Raw genomic sequence first — 18,934 nt, forward strand, 5'->3', positions numbered from 1 at the left:
GCGGTGTGGGAGGTAGATGTCGTGACGGACACGGTCGAGGCGGGCGTGGTGGAGGCCGGCGAGGGCGGCGGGCTGGAGCTGCCCGAGTCCTGGCGCCCGGTGCTGGGCGCCGAGACGGAGAAGCCGTACTTCGCCGAGCTGGCGGCCTTCGTGGCGGCCGAGCGTGCGCAGCACCAGGTGTTCCCGCCGAGCGGCCAGGAGTTCGCCGCGCTGGAGGCCACGCCATACGAGAAGGTCCGGGTGCTGGTCCTCGGGCAGGACCCGTACCACGACGACGGCCAGGCCCACGGCATGAGCTTCTCGGTGCTGCCCGGCACCAGGACGCCACCCTCGCTGCGCAACATCTTCAAGGAGCTGGACGCCGACCTCGGCATCCCCGCCCCGGACAACGGCTACCTGATGCACTGGGCCGAGCAGGGCGTCCTGCTGCTCAACGCGGTGCTCACGGTGCGCGCGCACGAGGCCAACTCGCACAAGGCGAAGGGCTGGGAGAAGTTCACCGACGCCGTGATCAAGGCGGTGAGCGAGCGCGAGGAGCCGGTGGTCTTCGTGCTGTGGGGCAACTACGCGAAGAAGAAGCTGCCGCTGATCGACACGTCCAAGCACGTGGTCGTGCAGGGCGCGCACCCGTCGCCGCTGTCGGCCAAGCTGTTCTTCGGCAGCCGCCCGTTCTCGCAGATCGACACGGCGCTGGACGGTTTCGGCGGCGAGCCGATCGACTGGCAGGTGCCCAACCTGAAGCAGGGCTGAGCGCCCGGGGCTGAGCGCCCGGGGGCTGGGTGAGGGGTGGTTCGGGCGGGCGGGGTCGCCCGTCCGCCCGCTCATGGCCACCCGGCGTTCACCGCCCGTCGCGGGCGGGCGGTGGCCGGTGTGCTTAGCTGGTGCCGACCGGTCGCCGGACCGGCTCTGGGGGAGGGGCGGTACGTGCGCCGGGTGGGACGGGTAGTGGCAATCCGACGGGCCGTGGGGGCGGCCCTGGTCGTGCTGTTGGCGGGGGCCGCGGGCTGTAGCGGTTCGACCGCCGGGTCGGCCAAGGGATCACCCGGCGGCCCGGGCGGCGGCGCCTCGGCCGGTGCCGCGGCCGGTGCCGCGGCCGGCGGGCCCGCCGCCGCGCCCACCGCCTCCGCCGCGAACCCGGGCACCGGCCCCGCGAGCCTCGCCCAGCTCCCCGGCCAGGCCTTCTACGTCTCCGACCAGACCAACGCCGCCCGGCAGGTGACCGCTCTGCGCGGCCAGGGCCGGCCGGCGGAGGCCGACACGCTGCTGCGGATCGCCGCCCAGCCCTCCTCGCAGTGGCTGGGCGAGCAGGGCGCCAAGGAGATCGCCGAACAGGTCAGCCGCCGGGCCGCCGAGGCGGACCGGACGGCGGTCTTCGTCGCCTACAACATCCCGCACCGCGACTGCGGCCTGTACTCGGCCGGCGGCGCCGCCGACGCGGCCTCCTACCGGGCCTGGATCAGCGGTGTCGCGGAGGCCCTCGGCGACCGCAAGGCCTGGGTGGTGCTGGAGCCGGACGCCGTCGCGCACACCCTGGACAGCTGCGGGATCAAGGGCGACCTGGCCGCCGAGCGGTACGGCCTGCTGGCCTTCGCCGTGCAGGAGCTGAAGAAGCGTCCGCAGGTGCGGGTCTACCTGGACGCGGGCAATCCCGGCTGGTCGCAGGACCCGGCCGAACTCTCCACCGCGCTGCGCAAGTCGGGGATCGCGGCGGCGGACGGCTTCGCGGTGAACGTCGCCAACTTCTACGACACCGGCCGCAACACGGCCTACGGCGGCCAGCTCTCCGCCGCCCTGGGCGGGAAGCACTTCGTCATCGACACCAGCCGCAACGGCAACGGACCGCTGGGCGGCGACGCCTGGTGCAATCCGCCCGGCCGCGCGCTCGGCGAGCGGCCGACCGCCGACACCGGCCGGGACGGTGTCGACGCCTACCTGTGGATCAAGAACCCGGGGGAGTCGGACGGCGAGTGCGGGCGCGGCGAGCCCCGGGCTGGAGAGTTCTGGCTGCCGTACGCGCTCGGCCTGGCGCAGGCCGCCCGCTGAGGGGGCCGCTCCGCATCAGTGCCGGTCCGCACCAGTGCGGCTCCGCGCCAGGCCGCGACGCACCAGTGCCGGTCCGCGCCAGGCCGTGACGCACCGGTTCGCTCAGCCGGTCACCTGGATCCAGCGCGCGACCGACGGGGTGCCGGCGGCGTCGGTCAGGAACAGCATGTACCAGCCGGGCGGCAACAGGTTGGGGTTGGCGGGGAGCGTGAGCGAGACCCCGTCGGCCGTGCGACCGCTGATGTCCAGGGCCACCGACCGCTGTTCGACGTCGGTCACGTGGGTGACCGAACTCGGCCGGATCAGCTTGGCGGTGGCGACCGCGTCCGGCCGGGCGGTGCCGATCCGCACGGTGGTGCCGAGCTTCGCGGCCCCCGGCGCGGCGGCCACCTGCGGGCGGTCGCCGTGGAACAGGTACGGCGGGGTGTAGATCTCGATGCGCTGCTCGAAGCCGCCCGGTGTGGTCTCGGCCTTGTCCGCGAACAGCGGGTTGGAACCGAGCACGGCCACCCGGCCGTCCGGCAGCAGCAGCGCCTCGGAGTGGTAGTTGCGGCCGACGGCGGGCTCGGCGGCGGTGCTGAAGCTGTTGGTGTCCGGGTGGTACACCTGTGCCTTGAGCAGGTCGCTGGCGCCCCGGCCCCGGTAGCCGCTGGAGCCGCCGGTGGTGAACACGGTGTCGTCCGGGAGGATCACGCTGTTCAGGTAGCGGGTGCCGCCGGCCGGCAGGTCCGGGCCCGGGGTGAAGGCGGGCTTGGCGGCGGAGAGGTCGACGATGTCGGTGCGGGCGGTGGACAGCGGCGACTCGCCGACGCCCCCGCCGCCGAGCACCATCACCTTCTGGGCCTGCGCGGGCGGCAGCAGCACCGAGGACGAGGTCTCGGTGAGGGCGGGGTCGCGCAGGCCGGGGACGGGCTGGAAGCCGTTGTTCGACAGGTCCCACACCCCGGGGTCGCGGCCCTTGTCGGCCGGGCCGTAGCCGGCGTTCGAGCCCGAGTAGAAGAGCTTGCCGGAGGCGGTCAGGAAGATCGACGGGTAGGTCGGGAAGTAGCGGTCCGGGCCCTTGGACCAGGTCTTGTTCTTCGGGTCGTAGATCTCGTTGTCGTTGCCGTTGAGGATCTCCCCGGTGTCGTCCAGGCCCGAGACGGTGACCACCCGTCCGTCCCCCAGCCCGGTGAGCGTCGGGTACCAGCGGGCGTACGCCATGTCGGTGACCTGCTCGTACAGCTCGGTGTCCGGGTTGAACTCGAACGCGGAGCGGATGCCCTGGTACTCCTGCTTGTCCAGGGTCAGCTTCGCGCTCTGCCCGTACAGGTTGTGGGCGTCGACCCCGGCCAGGCCCTTGATCCGGTACTGGGCGGGGGAGTCGGTGACGTAGCCGGCGCCCTCACCGACCGCCTCGACGAACACGTGCTGCTCGCCGGCGGTGACGACGGTCTGCTTGCCGGCGCCCGTCTTCACCGCGGCCGGGACGGTCACCGGCACGGTGGAGGCGTACTCGCGCCCGTTCGGGCCGACGAAGACGGTGCCCTTGGGGAACGTCCTGGCGCGCTCGGGGCTCTCGTTGCGCACCCGCATGACGCCGGCCGCCCTCTTCACCACGCCCGCCAGCTTCTCGTACCGCTGGGTGCCGCCGGCCACCAGGACGCGGCCGTCCGGCAGCGAGGCGTGGCCGCCGCAGAACATGTCGGCCGGGGTGGGTATCAGCTTGTAGGTGTTCGCGGCCGGGTCCCAGAGCAGGCTGCGGAAGCTGCCCGCGTCGAAGCGCTTCTCGTCGTTGCCGGAGCCGGCCACGATGAGGACCTTGCCGGTGCGCAGCAGTGTGGTGTGGACGGCGTTGACCCGGAACTCGGCGGGGAGCGTGAGGGTCTGCCAGTGGCCGTACTCCGCCTTGTAGTCGGGGCGGTTGATCACGTACTGGTGGTACTGCTGGCCGGCGAAGCCGAGGACGGCGGGCGCGTTCATCCCGGCGACGGTCAGCGCGACGGTGCTGCCGAGGGCGAAGCGCTTGGTCCGGCCGGTCTTGTGGATCTTCACGGTGGTTGGTCCCCTCGTGAGGTTCGGGAGCTCGTGAGGTTCGGGGGTGCTGGCGGGTCGCGGCTTCAGCGGGTGGTGGTGCGCTCCGCCCGGTCGGGCACTGCGGGGGTGCCTGGCGGCGCGGCCGGGGTGACCGGTGCGGCCGGGGCGGTCGGTGCGGTCGGGCCGCGCCGGGGATCGCGGGCGTGTCGGGGGCGGCGCTTCTCCAGGACGACCCTCGGGGTCGCCGCCGGACCGCCGGTGACGGTGAGCGTGGCCGTGGGCCGGGCGCGTCGGCGGCGGATAGCGTCGCCGGCCAGCACCAGGATCGGCAGCACGGTCAGGACCAGGGCGATCCAGGCCCAGGTGCGCATCGCGACGTGGTCGTAGCCGGTGAAGAAGGAGGCCGCTATCGCGCCGCCGAACACCAGCGTCCAGAACAGGTGGAAGCGGAAGGTGCTCACCCGGTCCGCGCTGGCCGAACGGCCCTTCGGCGTCACCACGAAGCGGCTGCGCCGCCGCAGCAGCGCCTGCACCAGCGAGGCCGCGTAGACCGGGCCGCAGAGCGCGGACATCAGCATGCCCGCGACCCCGGAGGAGCCGGCCGGCTCGTGCGGGCTGACGTTGTGCTTGCGGTTCCAGGTGTAGAGCAGCAGTTGGAGCGCGGCGGCGTCGCTGTACAGCATCATCCAGATCTCGGAGGACACGTGGACCCCCGAGGCGCCGAACACCAGGTAGAGCACGCTGGACAGGCCGCCGAGCAGCCAGGTGAGCGCCGCCATCGGGTAGAAGCCCACCATCAGCGAGTAGTTGAGCAGCCGCCCGGGCGACAGCCGCCAGAGCACCCGCCAGTACTGGGTGAGCAGGGTCTCGTAGGTGCCGCGGCTCCAGCGCAGCTGCTGGGAGAAGAAGTCGGTCCAGGAGGACGGGCCCTCGCCGACCGCGAGCACGTCCGGGGTGTACACGGATTTCCAGCGTTCACCGGTCTCGGCGTTCCGGCTCCGGTGGAACTCCAGGCCGGTCGCCATATCCTCCGTGATGGAGTCGTACAACCCGCCGATCGACTGGAGCGCACGGATTCTGACGGCGTTGTTGGTGCCGACGAACATGGGCGCGCCGTAACGGTTTCCGGCGCGCTGGATGAGTGCGTGGAAGAGGTACTGCTGGCTCTCGGAGAATTTGGTGACGGCCGATCCCGAGCTGCGGTAGTTCCCGTACACCTGGGGTCCGACCACGAATGCCACGTCGGGGTCGCGGAAGTAGCCGAGCATCCGCTCGCAGAAGTCCGGCAGCGGGACGTGGTCGGTGTCCACCGAGACCCAGAAGTCGTAGTCGTCGCCGTGCGCCTGCAACCAGGCGTTGTAGTTGCCGTGCTTGGTGCCGGTGCGGAACCGGCCCTTGGGCTGGTTCCAGTACGGGCGGCCGAAGCGGCTGAAGTGGCGGACGCCCAGCTCGGTGCAGAGCGCCCGCATCGCAGGATCGTTTCCCTCGTCCAACAGCCAGACGTCGTACGGGCCGTCGTGCCGGACGGCGCGTGCCGCGACCAGCGTGGCCCGCACCATCTCCGCCGGCTCCTTGCCCGGCACGCAGGCGGTGACGAACGCGACCCGGGTGCCGGACTCCGGCGTCACCGGTATCGGATCGCGGGCGACGAGCGTGGCGTGGGTGTTGGACACGACGTTGACCAGCCGGAACACCTCGACCACGGCGATGATCCCGATCATCACCTTGTCGCCCAGCAGTGCCAGGGCGTGCGTCTCGCCGGGGCGCTCCGGCCAGTGCTCCGGCAGCAGCAGCCAGACCAGCAGCACCACCTCCACCAGTGGGGCCGCCACCATCAGCAGGGCGGCGCGGATCCGGTGCGGCTCGCGGCGCAGCAGGCTGCGGTACTGGACGCGGTAGGGGGCGGTGGGGTCGGCCTCTTGCGTGGCCTCCTGCGTGGCCTGGTGCATGGTTTCCTGTGCGGCCTGGTGCGCGTGCCACGGTGTCGGCGGGGCTCCGTGGTGGGCGGGCTCGGGCCGGTAGACGCCGCCGCCGAGGTCGTCCTCCTCGTCCGGGTCGTGTGCCGGGCCGGCCAGCCGACTGAAGTGACCGTAGTCGTACGGGGCTTCGGGTACGGGAACGGCGGCCAGGTCGTCGTCGAGCCGCCGTCCGGCGCCTCGCCCGCGGGCCGTCCCGGCGTCCTTCTGTCGCGCGAACGGCATGGTCATCGTCTGCTCCCCCCGGCCGGGGCCCGGCCGTGGCGGCGGGCCCGTTGGTGCGTGTTCAGACCGGGGGTATGCGATCCGCCGTCCCGCGGCGCGCCTGGCCGGCCGCGTTCGGCGGGGCTGGTCCGCTCCCCCCGGAGCCTTGCTTCGCCTTGCCTCTTGCCTCGAAAGCCGTCCCCGTGAAACACCGCCCGGTGGAGCGCCGTTGTTTCCAAGCGGTTTTCGGGCCGTCATTCGCGTCATGTGTCTGCTCGCGCCGGTGGGCGTTTGCGAGCGGAATTCATTGCGCGCCTGCCGGGGACTTCGAATGCGGATCCCGGTGCGCTCCCGGCTTCCCCTCCGGGCACGCGGGATCCACGGCGCCCCCAACTCTCCCGGAGGGCAACCGTGATCGCAACCTGTCTGGGAAATGATCACCGCGCAAGCGTGAAGATCCCACGGTTCCCGGCCAATCCGCACCGCGGTGGTGCTAATGCGGCGAATTCGGCGGGCGGGGCGGCGGTAGTGGCGCCACGGAGGCAAAGCGAACGGCCGGACCTCCCCGACGGGAGGTCCGGCCGCTGCCGCGGGGCGGGGCCGGTGCGTCCGGTCCGGCTGGTGCTGGCCGGTCCGGTCGACCAGGTCCGGTCAGAGCGGTGGAAGGAGGGCGGCGCCCGTCGCGGCCTGGACGTCCGCGAATCCCGTGCCCGGGGCCGTCTCCACCACCCGCAGCCCGTCCGGCGTCACGTCGATCACGGCCAGATCGGTCACGATCCGGTTGACAACTCCGCGGCCGGTGGCGGGAAGTGAGAGCTCCTCGACGATCTTCGGGGAGCCGTCCCGGGCGGTGTGCTCCATGACCACGATCAGTCGGCGGGCCCCGTGCACGAGGTCCATCGCGCCGCCCATGCCCTTGACCATCTTGCCGGGGATCATCCAGTTGGCGAGGTCGCCGGCCGCCGAGACCTGCATGGCGCCGAGCACCGAGACGTCGATCCGGCCGGCCCGGATCATGCCGAAGGAGAAGGCCGAGTCGAAGTACGAGGCGCCGGGGGCGACCGTCACCGTCTCCTTCCCAGCGTTGATCAGATCGGCGTGCTCCGTGCCCTCGACCGGGTACGGGCCCACGCCCAGGATGCCGTTCTCCGAGTGCAGCACCACCTCGACGCCCGGCGGGAGATGACTGGGGATCAGGGTGGGCAGGCCGATGCCCAGGTTCACGTACTGGCCGTCGCGCAGTTCGCGGGCGGCCCGGGCGGCCAGGGCGTTGCGCGGGTCGAGACCGGGCTGCGGGTGGTGGACGGGCTGCGGGTGGTGGACGGCCTGCGGTCGGTGGGCGGTCTGCGAGGTGGGCACGGGGGACCGGGCGCTGGTCGGGGTGGGCATCGGTTCAGGCCTCCTGGAGTGCGGGGCGGACGGTCCGGCGCTCGATGCGGCGGTCCGTGGGATCGGCGGCCACCACCCGGTCCACGTACACGCCGGGCAGGTGCACGGCGCCCGGGGCGAGCTCGCCCGCCTCGACGATCCGGTCCGCCTCGACCAGGGTGATCCGGCCCGCCGTCGCGCAGAGCGGGTTGAAATTGCGGGCGGCGGCGTGGAACACGCAGTTCCCGTGCCGGTCCGCCACCTCGGCCCGGACCAGCGCGAAGTCCGCCGTGATGGCTTCCTCCAGTAGGTACCGGCGGCCGCCGAACTCCCGGACCTCCTTGGCCGGTGAGGCCAGCGCCACCGAGCCGTCCGCCGCGTAGCGCCAGGGCAGCCCGCCCTCCTCGACCTGGGTGCCGACCCCGGCCGGGGTGTAGAACGCGGGGACGCCGGCGCCGCCGGCCCGCAGCCGCTCGGCCAGCGTGCCCTGCGGGGTGAGCTCCACCTCCAGCTCGCCGGAGAGGTACTGCCGGGCGAACTCCTTGTTCTCGCCGACGTACGAGGACGTCATCCGGGCGATCCGGCCCGCCCGCAGCAGCAGGCCGAGCCCCCAGTCGTCCACCCCGCAGTTGTTCGAGACCACCTGGAGGCCGGTGGTGCCGGTGTCCGCCAGGGCGCCGATCAGGGTGCTCGGGATGCCGCAGAGGCCGAAGCCGCCGACGGCCAGCACCGCGCCGTCGGGGATGTCCCCGACCGCGTCGGCGGGGGAGTCCAGGACCTTGTCCAAGGGATCACCTCGTGAGGAGTGGGATACGGGAGAGAGCACGCCCGGGCCGGGCCCGGCGGGAAGGCCCGGCGGGAAGGCCCGGCGGGATGGCTCGGCGGGAAGACCCGGCGGCCGCCGCCGGACGGCTGCCGAGCCCCTCCACCGTCACCGGCCGCGGGCCGCCGCAGCCATGGCGGCTCCCGCCATGGGCGGGTACGAGCCCGTGTCGGTTGGCCACACCCGAACGTCCGGGGAACGGCGCCGCCCGGGTGGTATGTCGGCCGGAGCCATATCACGGTGGGCCGATGCGTCGCCCGGGCACATGTCGCCAGTCCCACCGCACACCTACGGTTCCGGCATCCACCCCGCCGCACCCTCAGGAGTCGGTCACCATGCGCAGCTCGACAGCCCCCACTCGGCCCGCCTCCGGCGCCCGCCCGGGCGAGACCCTGACCGGCGGCCCGGCCCGGAAGCTCGCCGCCGTCGCGGCGTGCGTCCTGCTCGCCGCGGGCTGCGCCAAGGCCGGCACCGCCGGGACGGTCTCGGCGGACGGCGGTGGCGCGAAGAGCCCGGTCAAGGTCGGCCTGGTGTACTCCAAGACCGGACCACTGGCCGCCTACGGCAAGCAGTACCTGGAGGGCTTCAAGGCGGGGCTGAGCTACGCGACCAAGGGCACCGGCGCGGTCGACGGACACAAGGTCGAGTTCGAGGAGCAGGACGACGCGGGCGACCCGGCCAAGGCGGTGTCCGCTGCCAAGGACCTGATCGGCAAGGGCTACAAGGTCCTGGCCGGTTCCACCGCTTCGGGCGTCGCCCTCCAGGTCGGCCCGATCGCCGCCCAGAACAAGGTGCTCTTCATCAGCGGCCCTGCCGCCGCCGACAAGGTCACCGGCTTGAACAAGTACACCTTCCGTTCCGGCCGCCAGTCCTTCCAGGACATCCGCACCGCGGCCTCGTTCATCGGTGACGCCAAGGGCAAGAAGGTCACCGTGCTCGCTCAGGACAACGCCTTCGGGCAGGCCAACGTGGCTGCCGTCAAGGCCGTGCTCGGCGCCCAGGGTGCGACGGTCGACCAGGTGCTCGCCCCGCCGAGCGCCACCGACCTCACCCCGTTCGCCACCCAGGCCAAGACCGCCAAGCCCGACCTGCTGTTCGTCGCCTGGGCCGGCGACACCTCCTCGGCGCTGTGGACGGCGCTCAACCAGCAGGACGTGTTCGCCGACACCAAGGTCGTCACCGGCCTGGACCTGGCCGCCTCCTACCCGCTGTTCGGCCCGGCGGCCGAGAAGATCTCCTTCCTGAACCACTACTTCGGCGGAGCCGCCGGCACCCCGGTGGAGAAGGCCATGGACGAAGCCGTCACCGCCGCCGGCGGGAAGACCGACATCTTCACGCCCGACGGCTTCACCGCCGCCCAGCTGATCGTGCACGCCGTCGAGGCCAACCACGGCTCCGCCGACGACACGTCGGACCTGGTCAAGGCGCTTGAGGGCTGGAGCTTCGACGGGGTGAAGGGGCGTACCACGGTGCGTGCCGAGGACCACGCCCTCCTCCAGCCGATGTTCCAGGCCCGGCTGACCGGCACCGGGGCCGCCGCCAAGCCCTCGGTGGAGAAGGCCCTGACCGCGGACGAGGTGGCGCCCCCGGTCACCCCGATGGCGGGCTGATCCCGATGCCCGCTCCCACCGCCCCCACTCCTTCCCCGGCCGGTTCCCCGGCCTCGGCCACGGTCTCGCCCGCCCCGGTGCTGCGGCTGGACGGACTCGGCTGGTCCGTCCGCGGGGTGCCGATCGTCGAGGACGTCTCCTTCTCGGTCGGCGAAGGCGAGTTCATCGCCTTCATCGGCCCCAACGGCGCCGGCAAGACCTCCCTCTTCAACCTGATCTCCGGCATCTATCCGGCGAGCCACGGCAGCCTCCACCTCGACGGTGTGGACGTCACCGTCGAGGCCGTGCACGCCCGGGCGCGCCGCGGCCTCGGCCGCACCTTCCAGACCTCCTCCCTCTGGCCGGGGATGACGGTCGCCGACCACGTCCGACTGGCCGCCCAGGCGGCGGCGGGACCGCGCGCCTCGTACCGGCTCTGGCGCCGTGCCGACCGGTACCAGGAGCAGCTGGCCGAGACCCTCCACCGCACCGAACTCACCCACCGTGCGGACACCTTGGCGGGCGCGCTCTCGCACGGCGAGAAGCGCAAACTGGAACTGGCCGTCCTCCTCGTCTCCGATCCGCGGCTGATCCTGCTGGACGAGCCGATGGCCGGGGTCAGCGCCGAGGAGGTACCGGCCCTCACCGAGCTGATCCGGTCCGTGCACCGCGACCTGGGCCGGACCGTTCTGATGGTCGAGCACCACATGGACGTCCTGCTCGGGCTGGCCGACCGCCTCGCGGTGATGCACCACGGCACGCTGCTCGCGCTGGACACCCCCGAGGCCGTGATGGCCGACCCGACCGTGCAACAGGCCTACCTGGGCGAGGCGCTGTGACCTCCTCTCCGCTCCCCTCGCCCGTCTCCACCTCCACCTCCACCTCTGCCTCTGCCTCTGCGGCCGTGCCTACGCCTCCTGCCGTCCCTCTCCTCTCCGTACGCGATCTGCGGGTGGTCATCGGCGGGCTGCACATCCTGCACGGTGTCGACCTCGACGTGGCCCCCGCCGGGGTCACCGCACTCCTCGGCCGCAACGGCGCCGGCAAGACCACCACCGTCAAGGCCGTGATGGGCCTGGTGCCGCGCACCGGAAGCGTCCGCTTCTCCGGTGTCGAACTCGCCTCCCTTCCCACACACCTGGTGGTCCGTCATGGCATCGGCTACGCGCCCGAGGACCGGGGAATCTTCGCCGGCCTGACGGTTGCCGAGAACCTCCGCCTCGCCGAGCGCGCCGTCCGGGGCGGGGGCGAGGCGGACGAGCCGAACTATCCGCTCGTCCACGAGCTCTTCCCCGAACTCAAGCAGCGGGCCGGCCAGTTGGCCGGGACGCTCTCCGGCGGCCAGCAGCAGATGGTGGCGATAGGCCGGACGCTGCTCAACCGCAACCGGTTGATCATCGCCGACGAGCCCACCAAGGGTCTGGCGCCGAAGATCGTCGCGGAGGTGGCCGAGGTGCTGGCGCGAGCGGCCGAGGCCGTGCCCGTTCTCCTGGTCGAGCAGAACCTCGCCCTCGTCCGACGGCTGGCCGGCACCTGCGCCGTCCTGGCCGACGGCCGTACCGCCCACCGGAGCGACACCGCCGAGCTGTTGGCCGACGAGGAGGCCGCCCGCCGCCTGCTCGGCGTCGGCTCCCGTCACCCGCTCGCCGGCGGACCCCGGCCCGCCGCTTCTCCGGCCACCCCTGTCGTCACCGCGGAGGTGAAGCCCTGATGGACACCGTCGTCCTCCTCTCCTGTACCGGACTCGGTCTTGGTGCGCTGTACTTCCTGGTCGCCTCCGGCCTGTCGTTGATCTTCGGTCTGATGGACGTGCTCAACTTCGCGCACGGCGCCCTGCTCTCCATCGGCGCCTATGCCACCTGGTGGGCAGGCACCGAGGCCGGTCTCTCCTTCTGGCTCGCGGTGCCGTTCGGCACCCTGGTCGGAACGGCCGCCGCCGTCCTGCTGGAGCTCTTCCTGATCCGCCCGCTCTACAGCCGGCCGCGTGATCAGATCCTCGCCACCGTCGGGGTCGGGCTCGCCGTGCCCGCCCTCCTGATGGGGGTCTGGGGCGCGGACGCCCGCCCCTTCCCCCAGCCGGCCGTGCTCTCCGGCACCTGGCACGTGCTCGGTGCGACCGTCCCGGTCAACCGCTTCGTGCTCGTGGCCGCGGCCGCGCTGCTGCTGCTCGCTCTTCGGTTGTTCCTCGCCCGTACCCGCTACGGGCTGATCGTCCGGGCCGGCGTCGAGGACCGGGCGATGGTCACGGCGCTCGGCATCGACGTCCGGAAGGCGTTCACCCTCGTCTTCGCCATCGGCGGGGCAGCCGCCGCGCTCGGCGGTGCCCTCGGTGGCCTCTACTTCGGTTCGGTCAATCCCGGCCAGGGGACCGGGCTGCTCATCTTCGCCTTCGTCGTCGTGGTGATGGGCGGCATGGGCTCCGTCACCGGGGCCGCCGTCGCCTCCGTGGGCGTTGGTCTCGTCCAGCAGTTCGCCAACTACTACACCGGCGCCGGGCTCGGTGACCTCTCGGTCGTCGTCCTGCTCGCCGTGCTGCTTCTCGTCCGACCCCGTGGACTCACCGGGAGGCTCGCGTGAGCGCCGAAACTCCGATCACGAGCACCGGTGGCCCCGCGGCCGACCGCAGCGCCGCCACCATGGCAGGGGGGACTGACACCAGCCCTGCCATGACCGCCATGCTGGCAGAGGGGACTGACACCAGCTCCGCCAACACCGTCACTGTGGCAAGGGGGACTGACACCAGCCTTGCCGGGACCCATTGTGAACACATGACCGACCTCGGCGCCATCCCTCGAACAGGTGATTCAGTCACTAATCGCTGGACACCGGTGCACAGAGCGCTACGCTGGTGGCCGATCGCCCTGCTGATCACGCTCCTTGTCGCCCCATACAGTGCGCTTCCCGTCCCGGGACTGCTCGACGGCCCGCTCGGCAGCCCCGGCAGCCTGCAACTGCTCGCCCTGTGCCTGCTCTACGGGGCCCTCGCCTCCGGCTACGACCTCCTGCTCGGCCGTACCGGACTGCTCTCCTTCGGCCACGCCCTCTACTTCGCGACCGGCCTCTACGCCACCGACCTCGGCATGCTGGAACTGCGACTGCCGTTCGCCGCCGCGGCGGTCTTCGGCGTCGCCTGCACCGTCGCGCTGGCCCTGCTGCTCGGCTCGGTGAGCCTCCGCGTCACCGGCATCGGCTTCTCCATGGTCACCCTCGCCTTCGCCCAGGCCGGCTCGATCCTCGTCCAGCGCAACCCCGGTGGCGTCACCGGCGGTGAGGAGGGCCGCTCCGCCCCGGCTGACCTGCTGCCCTCCAGCCTGCTCGGGATCGAGAACACCGCCAACCTCTACTGGATCGCCGTCGGCTACCTGGTGCTGACGGTCGCCGTGGTCCACTGGGCCGTCAACTCGCCGGCCGGACGGGTCTGGGAGGGGATCAAGGAGAACGAGCGCCGGGTGGAGGTGCTCGGACTGCGGCCCTACGGCTACAAGTTGGTCGCCTTTGTCCTCGCCGGCGGCCTCGCCGGGTTGGGCGGGGTGGTCTACCTGCTGCTGACCGGCGGCGCCACCCCGCAGGCCGCCGGCTCCGACGCCACGCTCGCCCTGCTGGTGATGGTGGTGCTCGGCGGCTCGGGGACGCGCTGGGGTCCGCTGCTCGGCGGTGTCCTCTACACCTGGGCCGGCCACCGGCTCGGCGACCTCGCCAACTCGACGACGATCGCGGACCTGCCCGCGGTCCTGCGGGTGCCGCTCTCCCAACCCCTGTTCCTGCTGGGCACCCTGTTCGTCGCGGTGGTCTACCTGCTGCCCGGTGGCCTGGCTAGACTGCCTGCCCGCATCCGCGCCGCCCGATCCGCCCGTGCGGTCCGCACCCCGGCCGCTGCCCGGACCGCCCGTCCCACCGGAGGTACCCCCGCGTGAGCCAGTCGCCCCTGAAGCCCGAGGAGTTGACCGTCGCCGTGCCCGGAGGGGAGCTGGCGGTCCTGCGCTGGCCCGCCGCCGAGCCGGACGCCCCGACGGTCGTGGCGGTGCACGGCATCACCGCCAACGGCCTCGCCTGGTACGAGGTCGCCCGCCAACTCGCCGGGCGGGTCACCCTGCTCGCGCCCGACCTGCGGGGGCGCGGCGGGAGCCGCGCGGTCGCCGGGCCGTACGGGCTGGCCCGGCACGCCGACGACGTGGCCGCACTGATCACGGCCCTCGGCACGGGCCCGACCACCGTGGTCGGCCACTCGATGGGCGCCTGGGTCACCGCCCTGGCCGCCGTCCGGCACCCGGAACTCGTCCGCCGGGTGCTGCTGGTGGACGGCGCGCTGACCTTCCCGCTGCCGGAGGGCATCCGTGAGGAGGACGCGCTGGCCGCGGTGCTCGGCCCCGCGCTGGCCCGGCTGTCGATGACCTTCCCGGACCGGGACGCGTACCGGGAGTTCTGGCAGCGGCACCCGGCCTTCGGGGCGGCCTGGTCGGCGGAGATCGACGCCTACACCCAGCGCGACCTGGTCGGCGTCGAGCCCGAACTGCGCTCCTCCTGCGTGCTGGAGGCCGTGCAGACCGACGGTGCCCAGGTCCTGCTGGACCAGGACGCGGCCACCGCCGTGCACCGGCTGCCCTGCCCGGCCGAACTGCTCTGGGCCGAGCGCGGCCTGCTCGACGAGCCCCAGGGCCTCTACGACCACCAGCGGATCGGACTGGCCGGGCTGGACCGGGAGCGGGTGCCGGCCTCGCTCGTGCCGGACACCAACCACTACTCGATCCTCTGGGGAGAGCCGGGGGCCGAGCGCATCGTCCGCGGCCTGCTCGCGGACGTCACCGCCGCGGGGTAACGGGCCCGGCCCCGACGACGGCGGCCGGCGGGGTCCGTCCACCCCGCCGGCCGCGCCTGTCTCGTTCTGCCCTGCTCGGTCCGCCCGTCTCAGCCCGCGGCGCCGAGGAAGGTCTCCCAACCGCCGCTCGGCGCCTGGCCGACGTTGAGCGTGCGCAGCTTGCGCAGGGTGGACTGGTCCTGCACCTCCAGCCACTCGACCAGCTGCCTGAAGGAGACCAGCCGGACGTCCGGCTTGCCCGCGATGGTCTTGAGGGTCTCCTCGACGGCGTCCATGTAGATGCCGCCGTTCCACTGCTCGAAGTGGTTGCCGATGAAGAACGGCGCACGGTTGCTGTTGTAGGCGCGGTCGAAGCCGGCCAGGTAGGAGTCCTTGGCCTGGGTGCGCCAGTCGTTGTACTTGGACGGGTCGCCCTTGGTGCTGCCCGCGGACTGGTTGGCCAGGATGTTGTAGTCCATCGACAGCACCTGGAAGGTGTGCCCGGGGAACGGGATGGACTGCAGCGGGAAGTCCCAGACCTTGCCGTCCTGCACCTTCTGCGGCCATATCTGCAGGCCGCCGGAGGAGCTGGCGTCGTACTTCCAGCCCAGCTTCGCGACCGTCGGCAGGAGCGCCTTCTGGCCCTCCAGGCAGGGAGTGCGGCCGCCGATGAGCTCCTTCTTGTAGTCGAAGGGCAGCGGGTCGACGTCGGTGAAGCCGGTGTTGGTCCGCCACTGGGTCACGAAGCCGATCGCCTGGTCGATCTCGCTCTGCCAGTCCTCCGGGGTCCACATGTTGACCCCGTTCTTGTCCGGGCGGCTGGAGCAGAAGTGCCCGTTGAAGTGGGTGCCGATCTCGTGCCCGGCCAGCCACGCCTGGCTGACGAGCTTGAGCGTGCTCTTGACCGCGCCGTCCGACAGGTACGGGATGTCGGAGGCGCCGACCGAGTGCTTCGGCGGGTGGTACAGGTCGGCCTTGCCCTTGGGTAGGGCGTAGATCCCGGAGAGGAAGAAGGTCATCGTGGCCTTGTACTGTTCCGCCAGCTTGAGGAAGCGGGGGAACTGGCCGTCGTCGGTGCCACCCGCGCCGTCCCAGGAGAACACCACGAACTGCGGCGGCCGCTCGCCGGGCTTGAGCTTCTCGGGCTTCGGCTGGTTCGGCTGCGGGCCGGTGTCGGCGTTGGAGCCGTCGCCGATCGGAGTGCCCTTGGGCACCCCCGTCTTGGTCGGGTCGGTCGTGCCCGCCGGGGTGGTGCCGGGGCTGCCGCCGGTCGTGGGGGAGGAGGAGTTCTGGTTCGAACCGGATCCGCTGCTGGAACAGGCGGCGACCGCGCCGAGGGCCGCGGTCGCAGCGGTCGCACTGAGCACCGTCCTGCGCGAGATGCTGGTCATGGTCTCCCCTGGGTGCCGATGCCGGTGGTGAGGGCGGCCAGGGGCCGCACCGGTCAAATCGGGCAATTGATGAATTTTCCGCCGTTAGCATGCCATGTGGCCGCAGTGGCCACCAAGGCCGTCGACCCTCTACGAGAGTCAACACGTCAGCAGGACCGGGCTGGGCTGCAAGGATTCGTGGTCTGTTGCCGTCCTGTGACGCTTCGCTCCTCGCGCCGCCAGGGGAGTACGGTACCGCCGGTCCGGCGGGGCGGGTCAGAGTTCGTCATCGCTCGGTACGGCTCGTCGTCCGTCCGGGCAGATCTCGCCGATGGCGAGGGTGCGGCGAGGGGTGGCCGGGGCGTCCGGGGCCGGGGATGCAGGCCGAGGCGCAGCGGTCAGAGCGCGGCGAGCCGCCGGTTGCGGCGCACTATTCGCGCGATCGCGGTGCTGACGATGGTGGCGGCGGTGCAGGACACCGCGAGGCTCAGCCAGGCGGTGTCGAACCAGTGGCTGTTCAGCCAGCCCAGCGTCACGATGTAGGCGGCCCAGACCAGCGCGGCCAGTGCCGACCAGTGCAGGAAGCGGTGCGGGTGGGCGGGGGAGTGGCCGATGGCCACGTCCAGGACGGTCCGCCCGGCCGGGACGAACCGGGCGACCACCACCATGGCCGCGGCTGCCCCGCGAGGGCGTTCGACCAGGGCCTGCTGGACCCTGGTCACGCTGGCCGCCAGTTCCGGGCGCTGGGCGAGCCGGCGCTGGAGCAGCGGGGCGCCGCGCCGGGCGAGGTGCAGGAGGAGGAGGTCGCCGAGGAACGAGGCCACTGCCACGCCCAGGCCGAGCAGCACCGGGGCGCCGTCGATCCGCGCCGTCTTGAGCACCGCCAGGATGACCAGTGTCCCGCTGGGGATGAAGGGGAGGAGGGCGTCTCCGAGCACGGCGAAGAGCGCCAGGGCGCAGATCCACGAGGATCCGATCGCCGCCACGAAGTTCAAGGCCTGTACTCCCTCCACGCCGCCCGGGGGAGCAGGTGGCTGCTGAGGTCAACGCTAGCGCCTCGACTTTTCATGCCATGAAGCACCCCGGTATGCCATGGGTCACAGACCCCGGCCCCGACCTGCGCAAAGGCGCGAGCCCCCGGAGCGGGGTGCCGCTCCGGGGGCTCGCGGGGATCGATCGGCGCTGGTCCAGCCCGACGATCTTGCTGGCGGAACGCGGATCCTGTTGGGCGATCCGGTCCTGTCCACCAGCCTGCCGGACGCCGACCGTCGGCCGCGAGCCCTCCGCCTGGCGACTTCCGGCGCTGGCATGAAGTCGCCAGGCGTGTCCGTGCGCTGGCTCTCCGTCATTCGAATGGTCGGTCGGCGGCACCGTACCGGGCCGTGCCCGCCGGCGCCGAGCAGGGTCGGATCGGGGCCGGCGTACGGGTCGGAGCGGGGTCGCTGCACGGGCCGCGACGGAGCGGGCGTGAGGTCGGCGCGGTGACCGGCGTGCAGGCCGGCACGTGCCGGATGCGGGAACAGCTGGCTCGGCGCGGTGGTTGACCCCGGTCGGCAGCAGCGACCGCCGGGCCACCCGAGACCCGCGGTCGCCCACCAGGGCCGGCTCACGAAAGCCAGAAGGGCGGACGGCATGACCACCGAGGACCAGCAGGAGCACCCGACCGAACCGCGGACCGGCGCGGCGATCCGGGGCACCGCCCGCGGCACGGCGCCCGCCCCGCTCTCCATCCTCGACCTGGCCACCGTGGGCGTCGGCTACACGCCCGCCGAGGCCCTGGCCGCGACCACCGCGCTGGCCCGCAACGCCGAGCAGTGGGGCTACCACCGCTTCTGGGTGGCCGAGCACCACGGCATGCCGGGAGTGGCCAGCTCCACCCCGGCCGTCCTGCTCGCCCACCTCGGCGCCAACACCACGACCCTGCGACTGGGCTCGGGCGGGGTGATGCTCCCCAACCACGCCCCGCTGGCCATCGCCGAGCAGTTCGGCCTGCTGGAGGCCCTGCACCCGGGCCGGATCGACCTGGGGCTCGGCCGCGCCCCCGGCACCGACCCGGCCACCGCCCGGGCGCTGCGCCGCGGCCGCGCCGAGGGCGCCGACGACTTCCCGCAGCAGCTCGCCGAGCTGACCCACTTCCTCGACGGCGACTTCCCCTCCGGCCACCCCTACGCCCAGCTGACCGCGGTCCCCCGGGGCGACGGGCGCCCGCCGGTCTGGCTGCTCGGGTCCTCCGGTTTCAGCGCCCAGCTGGCCGGCCGCCTCGGCCTGCCGTTCGCCTTCGCCCACCACTTCAGCAGCGTCAACACGATCCCGGCGCTCGACCTCTACCGGGAGTCCTTCCGGCCCTCCGCGGTGCTCGCCGAGCCCTATGCGCTGATCGGTGTGAGCGCGGTCGCCGCCGAGGACGAGGGCGCGGCCCGTCGCCTCGCCCGCTCCGCGGCCCTCGGCATGCTCCGGCTGCGGCGCGGCAACCCCGGCCCGATCCCCACTCCGGAGGAGGCCGAGGCCTACCAGTACAGCCCGGCCGAGGCGGAGTTCATCGACAGCTGGCTCGACAACGTGGTGCTCGGCGCCCCGGGCGAGGTCGCGGACGGGCTGGAGGCCCTGCGCAAGCGGACGGGCGTCGACGAGCTGATGGTCACCTCGCACATCCACGGCCACGAGGCCCGGCTCCGCTCCTACGGCCTGATCGCCGAGGCGTACGGCCTGACGGCGGAAGGCTGACGGCCGAGGCCTGAGCGCGGGAGGCC

General features: G+C 72.6%; 15 protein-coding genes. 9 read left to right on the top strand and 6 right to left on the bottom strand.

The genetic code is table 11. The features are described from left to right. Positions 1–21: 21 nt before the first annotated feature. Together AB0P03_RS08895 and AB0P03_RS08900 are read left to right on the top strand one after the other, a co-directional pair. Positions 22–750: a uracil-DNA glycosylase gene (locus AB0P03_RS08895; protein ID WP_244293451.1), complete on the top strand. Its 729-nt coding sequence runs from the start codon at positions 22–24 to the stop codon at positions 748–750. Positions 751–945: 195 nt separating this feature from the next. Further along, positions 946–2,043 carry a glycoside hydrolase family 6 protein gene (locus tag AB0P03_RS08900; RefSeq protein WP_363628138.1) on the top strand — a complete coding sequence of 366 codons (1,098 nt, stop codon included), beginning with the start codon at positions 946–948 and terminating at the stop codon, positions 2,041–2,043. Between the two features lie 102 nt (positions 2,044–2,145). On the opposite strand, the gene AB0P03_RS08905 is transcribed toward AB0P03_RS08900, so the two are convergent. The 4 genes from AB0P03_RS08905 to AB0P03_RS08920 form a co-directional block, all read right to left on the bottom strand. Beyond that, the gene (locus tag AB0P03_RS08905) at positions 2,146–4,005 is read right to left on the bottom strand and encodes a galactose oxidase-like domain-containing protein (RefSeq protein ID WP_363628199.1); all 1,860 of its coding nucleotides are present in this window, start codon (positions 4,003–4,005) and stop codon (positions 2,146–2,148) included. A 137-nt stretch (positions 4,006–4,142) separates the two neighbouring features. Beyond that, positions 4,143–6,008 carry a cellulose synthase catalytic subunit gene (locus AB0P03_RS08910; RefSeq protein ID WP_363628201.1) on the bottom strand — a complete coding sequence of 622 codons (1,866 nt, stop codon included), beginning with the start codon at positions 6,006–6,008 and terminating at the stop codon, positions 4,143–4,145. An 882-nt stretch (positions 6,009–6,890) separates the two neighbouring features. Beyond that, entirely contained in the window at positions 6,891–7,628 is a 738-nt protein-coding gene (locus AB0P03_RS08915) for a 3-oxoacid CoA-transferase subunit B (RefSeq protein WP_363628139.1), read from the bottom strand. Positions 7,629–7,632: 4 nt separating this feature from the next. Continuing rightward, on the bottom strand, positions 7,633–8,394 hold the full coding sequence (locus AB0P03_RS08920) for a CoA transferase subunit A (protein WP_363628140.1): 762 nt from the start codon (positions 8,392–8,394) through the stop codon (positions 7,633–7,635). 371 nt (positions 8,395–8,765) lie between these two features. On the opposite strand from AB0P03_RS08920, the gene AB0P03_RS08925 reads away from it, so the two are divergent. The 6 genes from AB0P03_RS08925 (at position 8,766) to AB0P03_RS08950 (ending at position 14,835) form a co-directional block, all read left to right on the top strand. Continuing rightward, positions 8,766–10,040 (top strand): substrate-binding domain-containing protein, encoded by a 1,275-nt coding sequence (locus AB0P03_RS08925; protein ID WP_363628141.1) that lies wholly within the window; start codon positions 8,766–8,768, stop codon positions 10,038–10,040. 5 nt (positions 10,041–10,045) lie between these two features. Continuing rightward, positions 10,046–10,858, top strand: a complete 813-nt coding sequence (locus tag AB0P03_RS08930) for an ABC transporter ATP-binding protein (protein ID WP_363583666.1) — start codon at positions 10,046–10,048, stop codon at positions 10,856–10,858. Positions 10,859–10,923: 65 nt separating this feature from the next. Next, on the top strand, positions 10,924–11,730 hold the full coding sequence (locus AB0P03_RS08935; protein WP_363628142.1) for an ABC transporter ATP-binding protein: 807 nt from the start codon (positions 10,924–10,926) through the stop codon (positions 11,728–11,730). Continuing rightward, the gene (locus tag AB0P03_RS08940) at positions 11,730–12,596 is read left to right on the top strand and encodes a branched-chain amino acid ABC transporter permease (RefSeq protein ID WP_063349260.1); all 867 of its coding nucleotides are present in this window, start codon (positions 11,730–11,732) and stop codon (positions 12,594–12,596) included. Before AB0P03_RS08935 ends, AB0P03_RS08940 begins: the two co-directional genes overlap by 1 nt. A 251-nt stretch (positions 12,597–12,847) precedes the next feature. Continuing rightward, complete coding sequence (locus AB0P03_RS08945; RefSeq protein WP_363628143.1) at positions 12,848–13,933, top strand: branched-chain amino acid ABC transporter permease; 1,086 nt, start codon at positions 12,848–12,850, stop codon at positions 13,931–13,933. Further along, complete coding sequence (locus tag AB0P03_RS08950; RefSeq protein WP_363628144.1) at positions 13,930–14,835, top strand: alpha/beta hydrolase; 906 nt, start codon at positions 13,930–13,932, stop codon at positions 14,833–14,835. The genes AB0P03_RS08945 and AB0P03_RS08950 overlap by 4 nt, the downstream gene beginning before the upstream one ends. An 89-nt stretch (positions 14,836–14,924) precedes the next feature. Here the strand turns inward: AB0P03_RS08950 and AB0P03_RS08955 are convergent, their stop codons facing one another. Further along, the gene (locus AB0P03_RS08955; protein ID WP_363583656.1) at positions 14,925–16,205 is read right to left on the bottom strand and encodes a hypothetical protein; all 1,281 of its coding nucleotides are present in this window, start codon (positions 16,203–16,205) and stop codon (positions 14,925–14,927) included. A 377-nt stretch (positions 16,206–16,582) separates the two neighbouring features. Continuing rightward, positions 16,583–17,170, bottom strand: coding sequence for a VTT domain-containing protein (locus AB0P03_RS08960; protein WP_363628203.1), 588 nt, complete (start codon positions 17,168–17,170; stop codon positions 16,583–16,585). 646 nt (positions 17,171–17,816) lie between these two features. On the opposite strand from AB0P03_RS08960, the gene AB0P03_RS08965 reads away from it, so the two are divergent. Beyond that, complete coding sequence (locus tag AB0P03_RS08965) at positions 17,817–18,908, top strand: LLM class flavin-dependent oxidoreductase (protein WP_363583654.1); 1,092 nt, start codon at positions 17,817–17,819, stop codon at positions 18,906–18,908. The last annotated feature ends 26 nt before the right edge of the window (positions 18,909–18,934 follow it).

It is taken from the genome of Kitasatospora sp. NPDC088779, from assembly GCF_040685395.1.
Lineage (GTDB): Bacteria > Actinomycetota > Actinomycetes > Streptomycetales > Streptomycetaceae > Kitasatospora.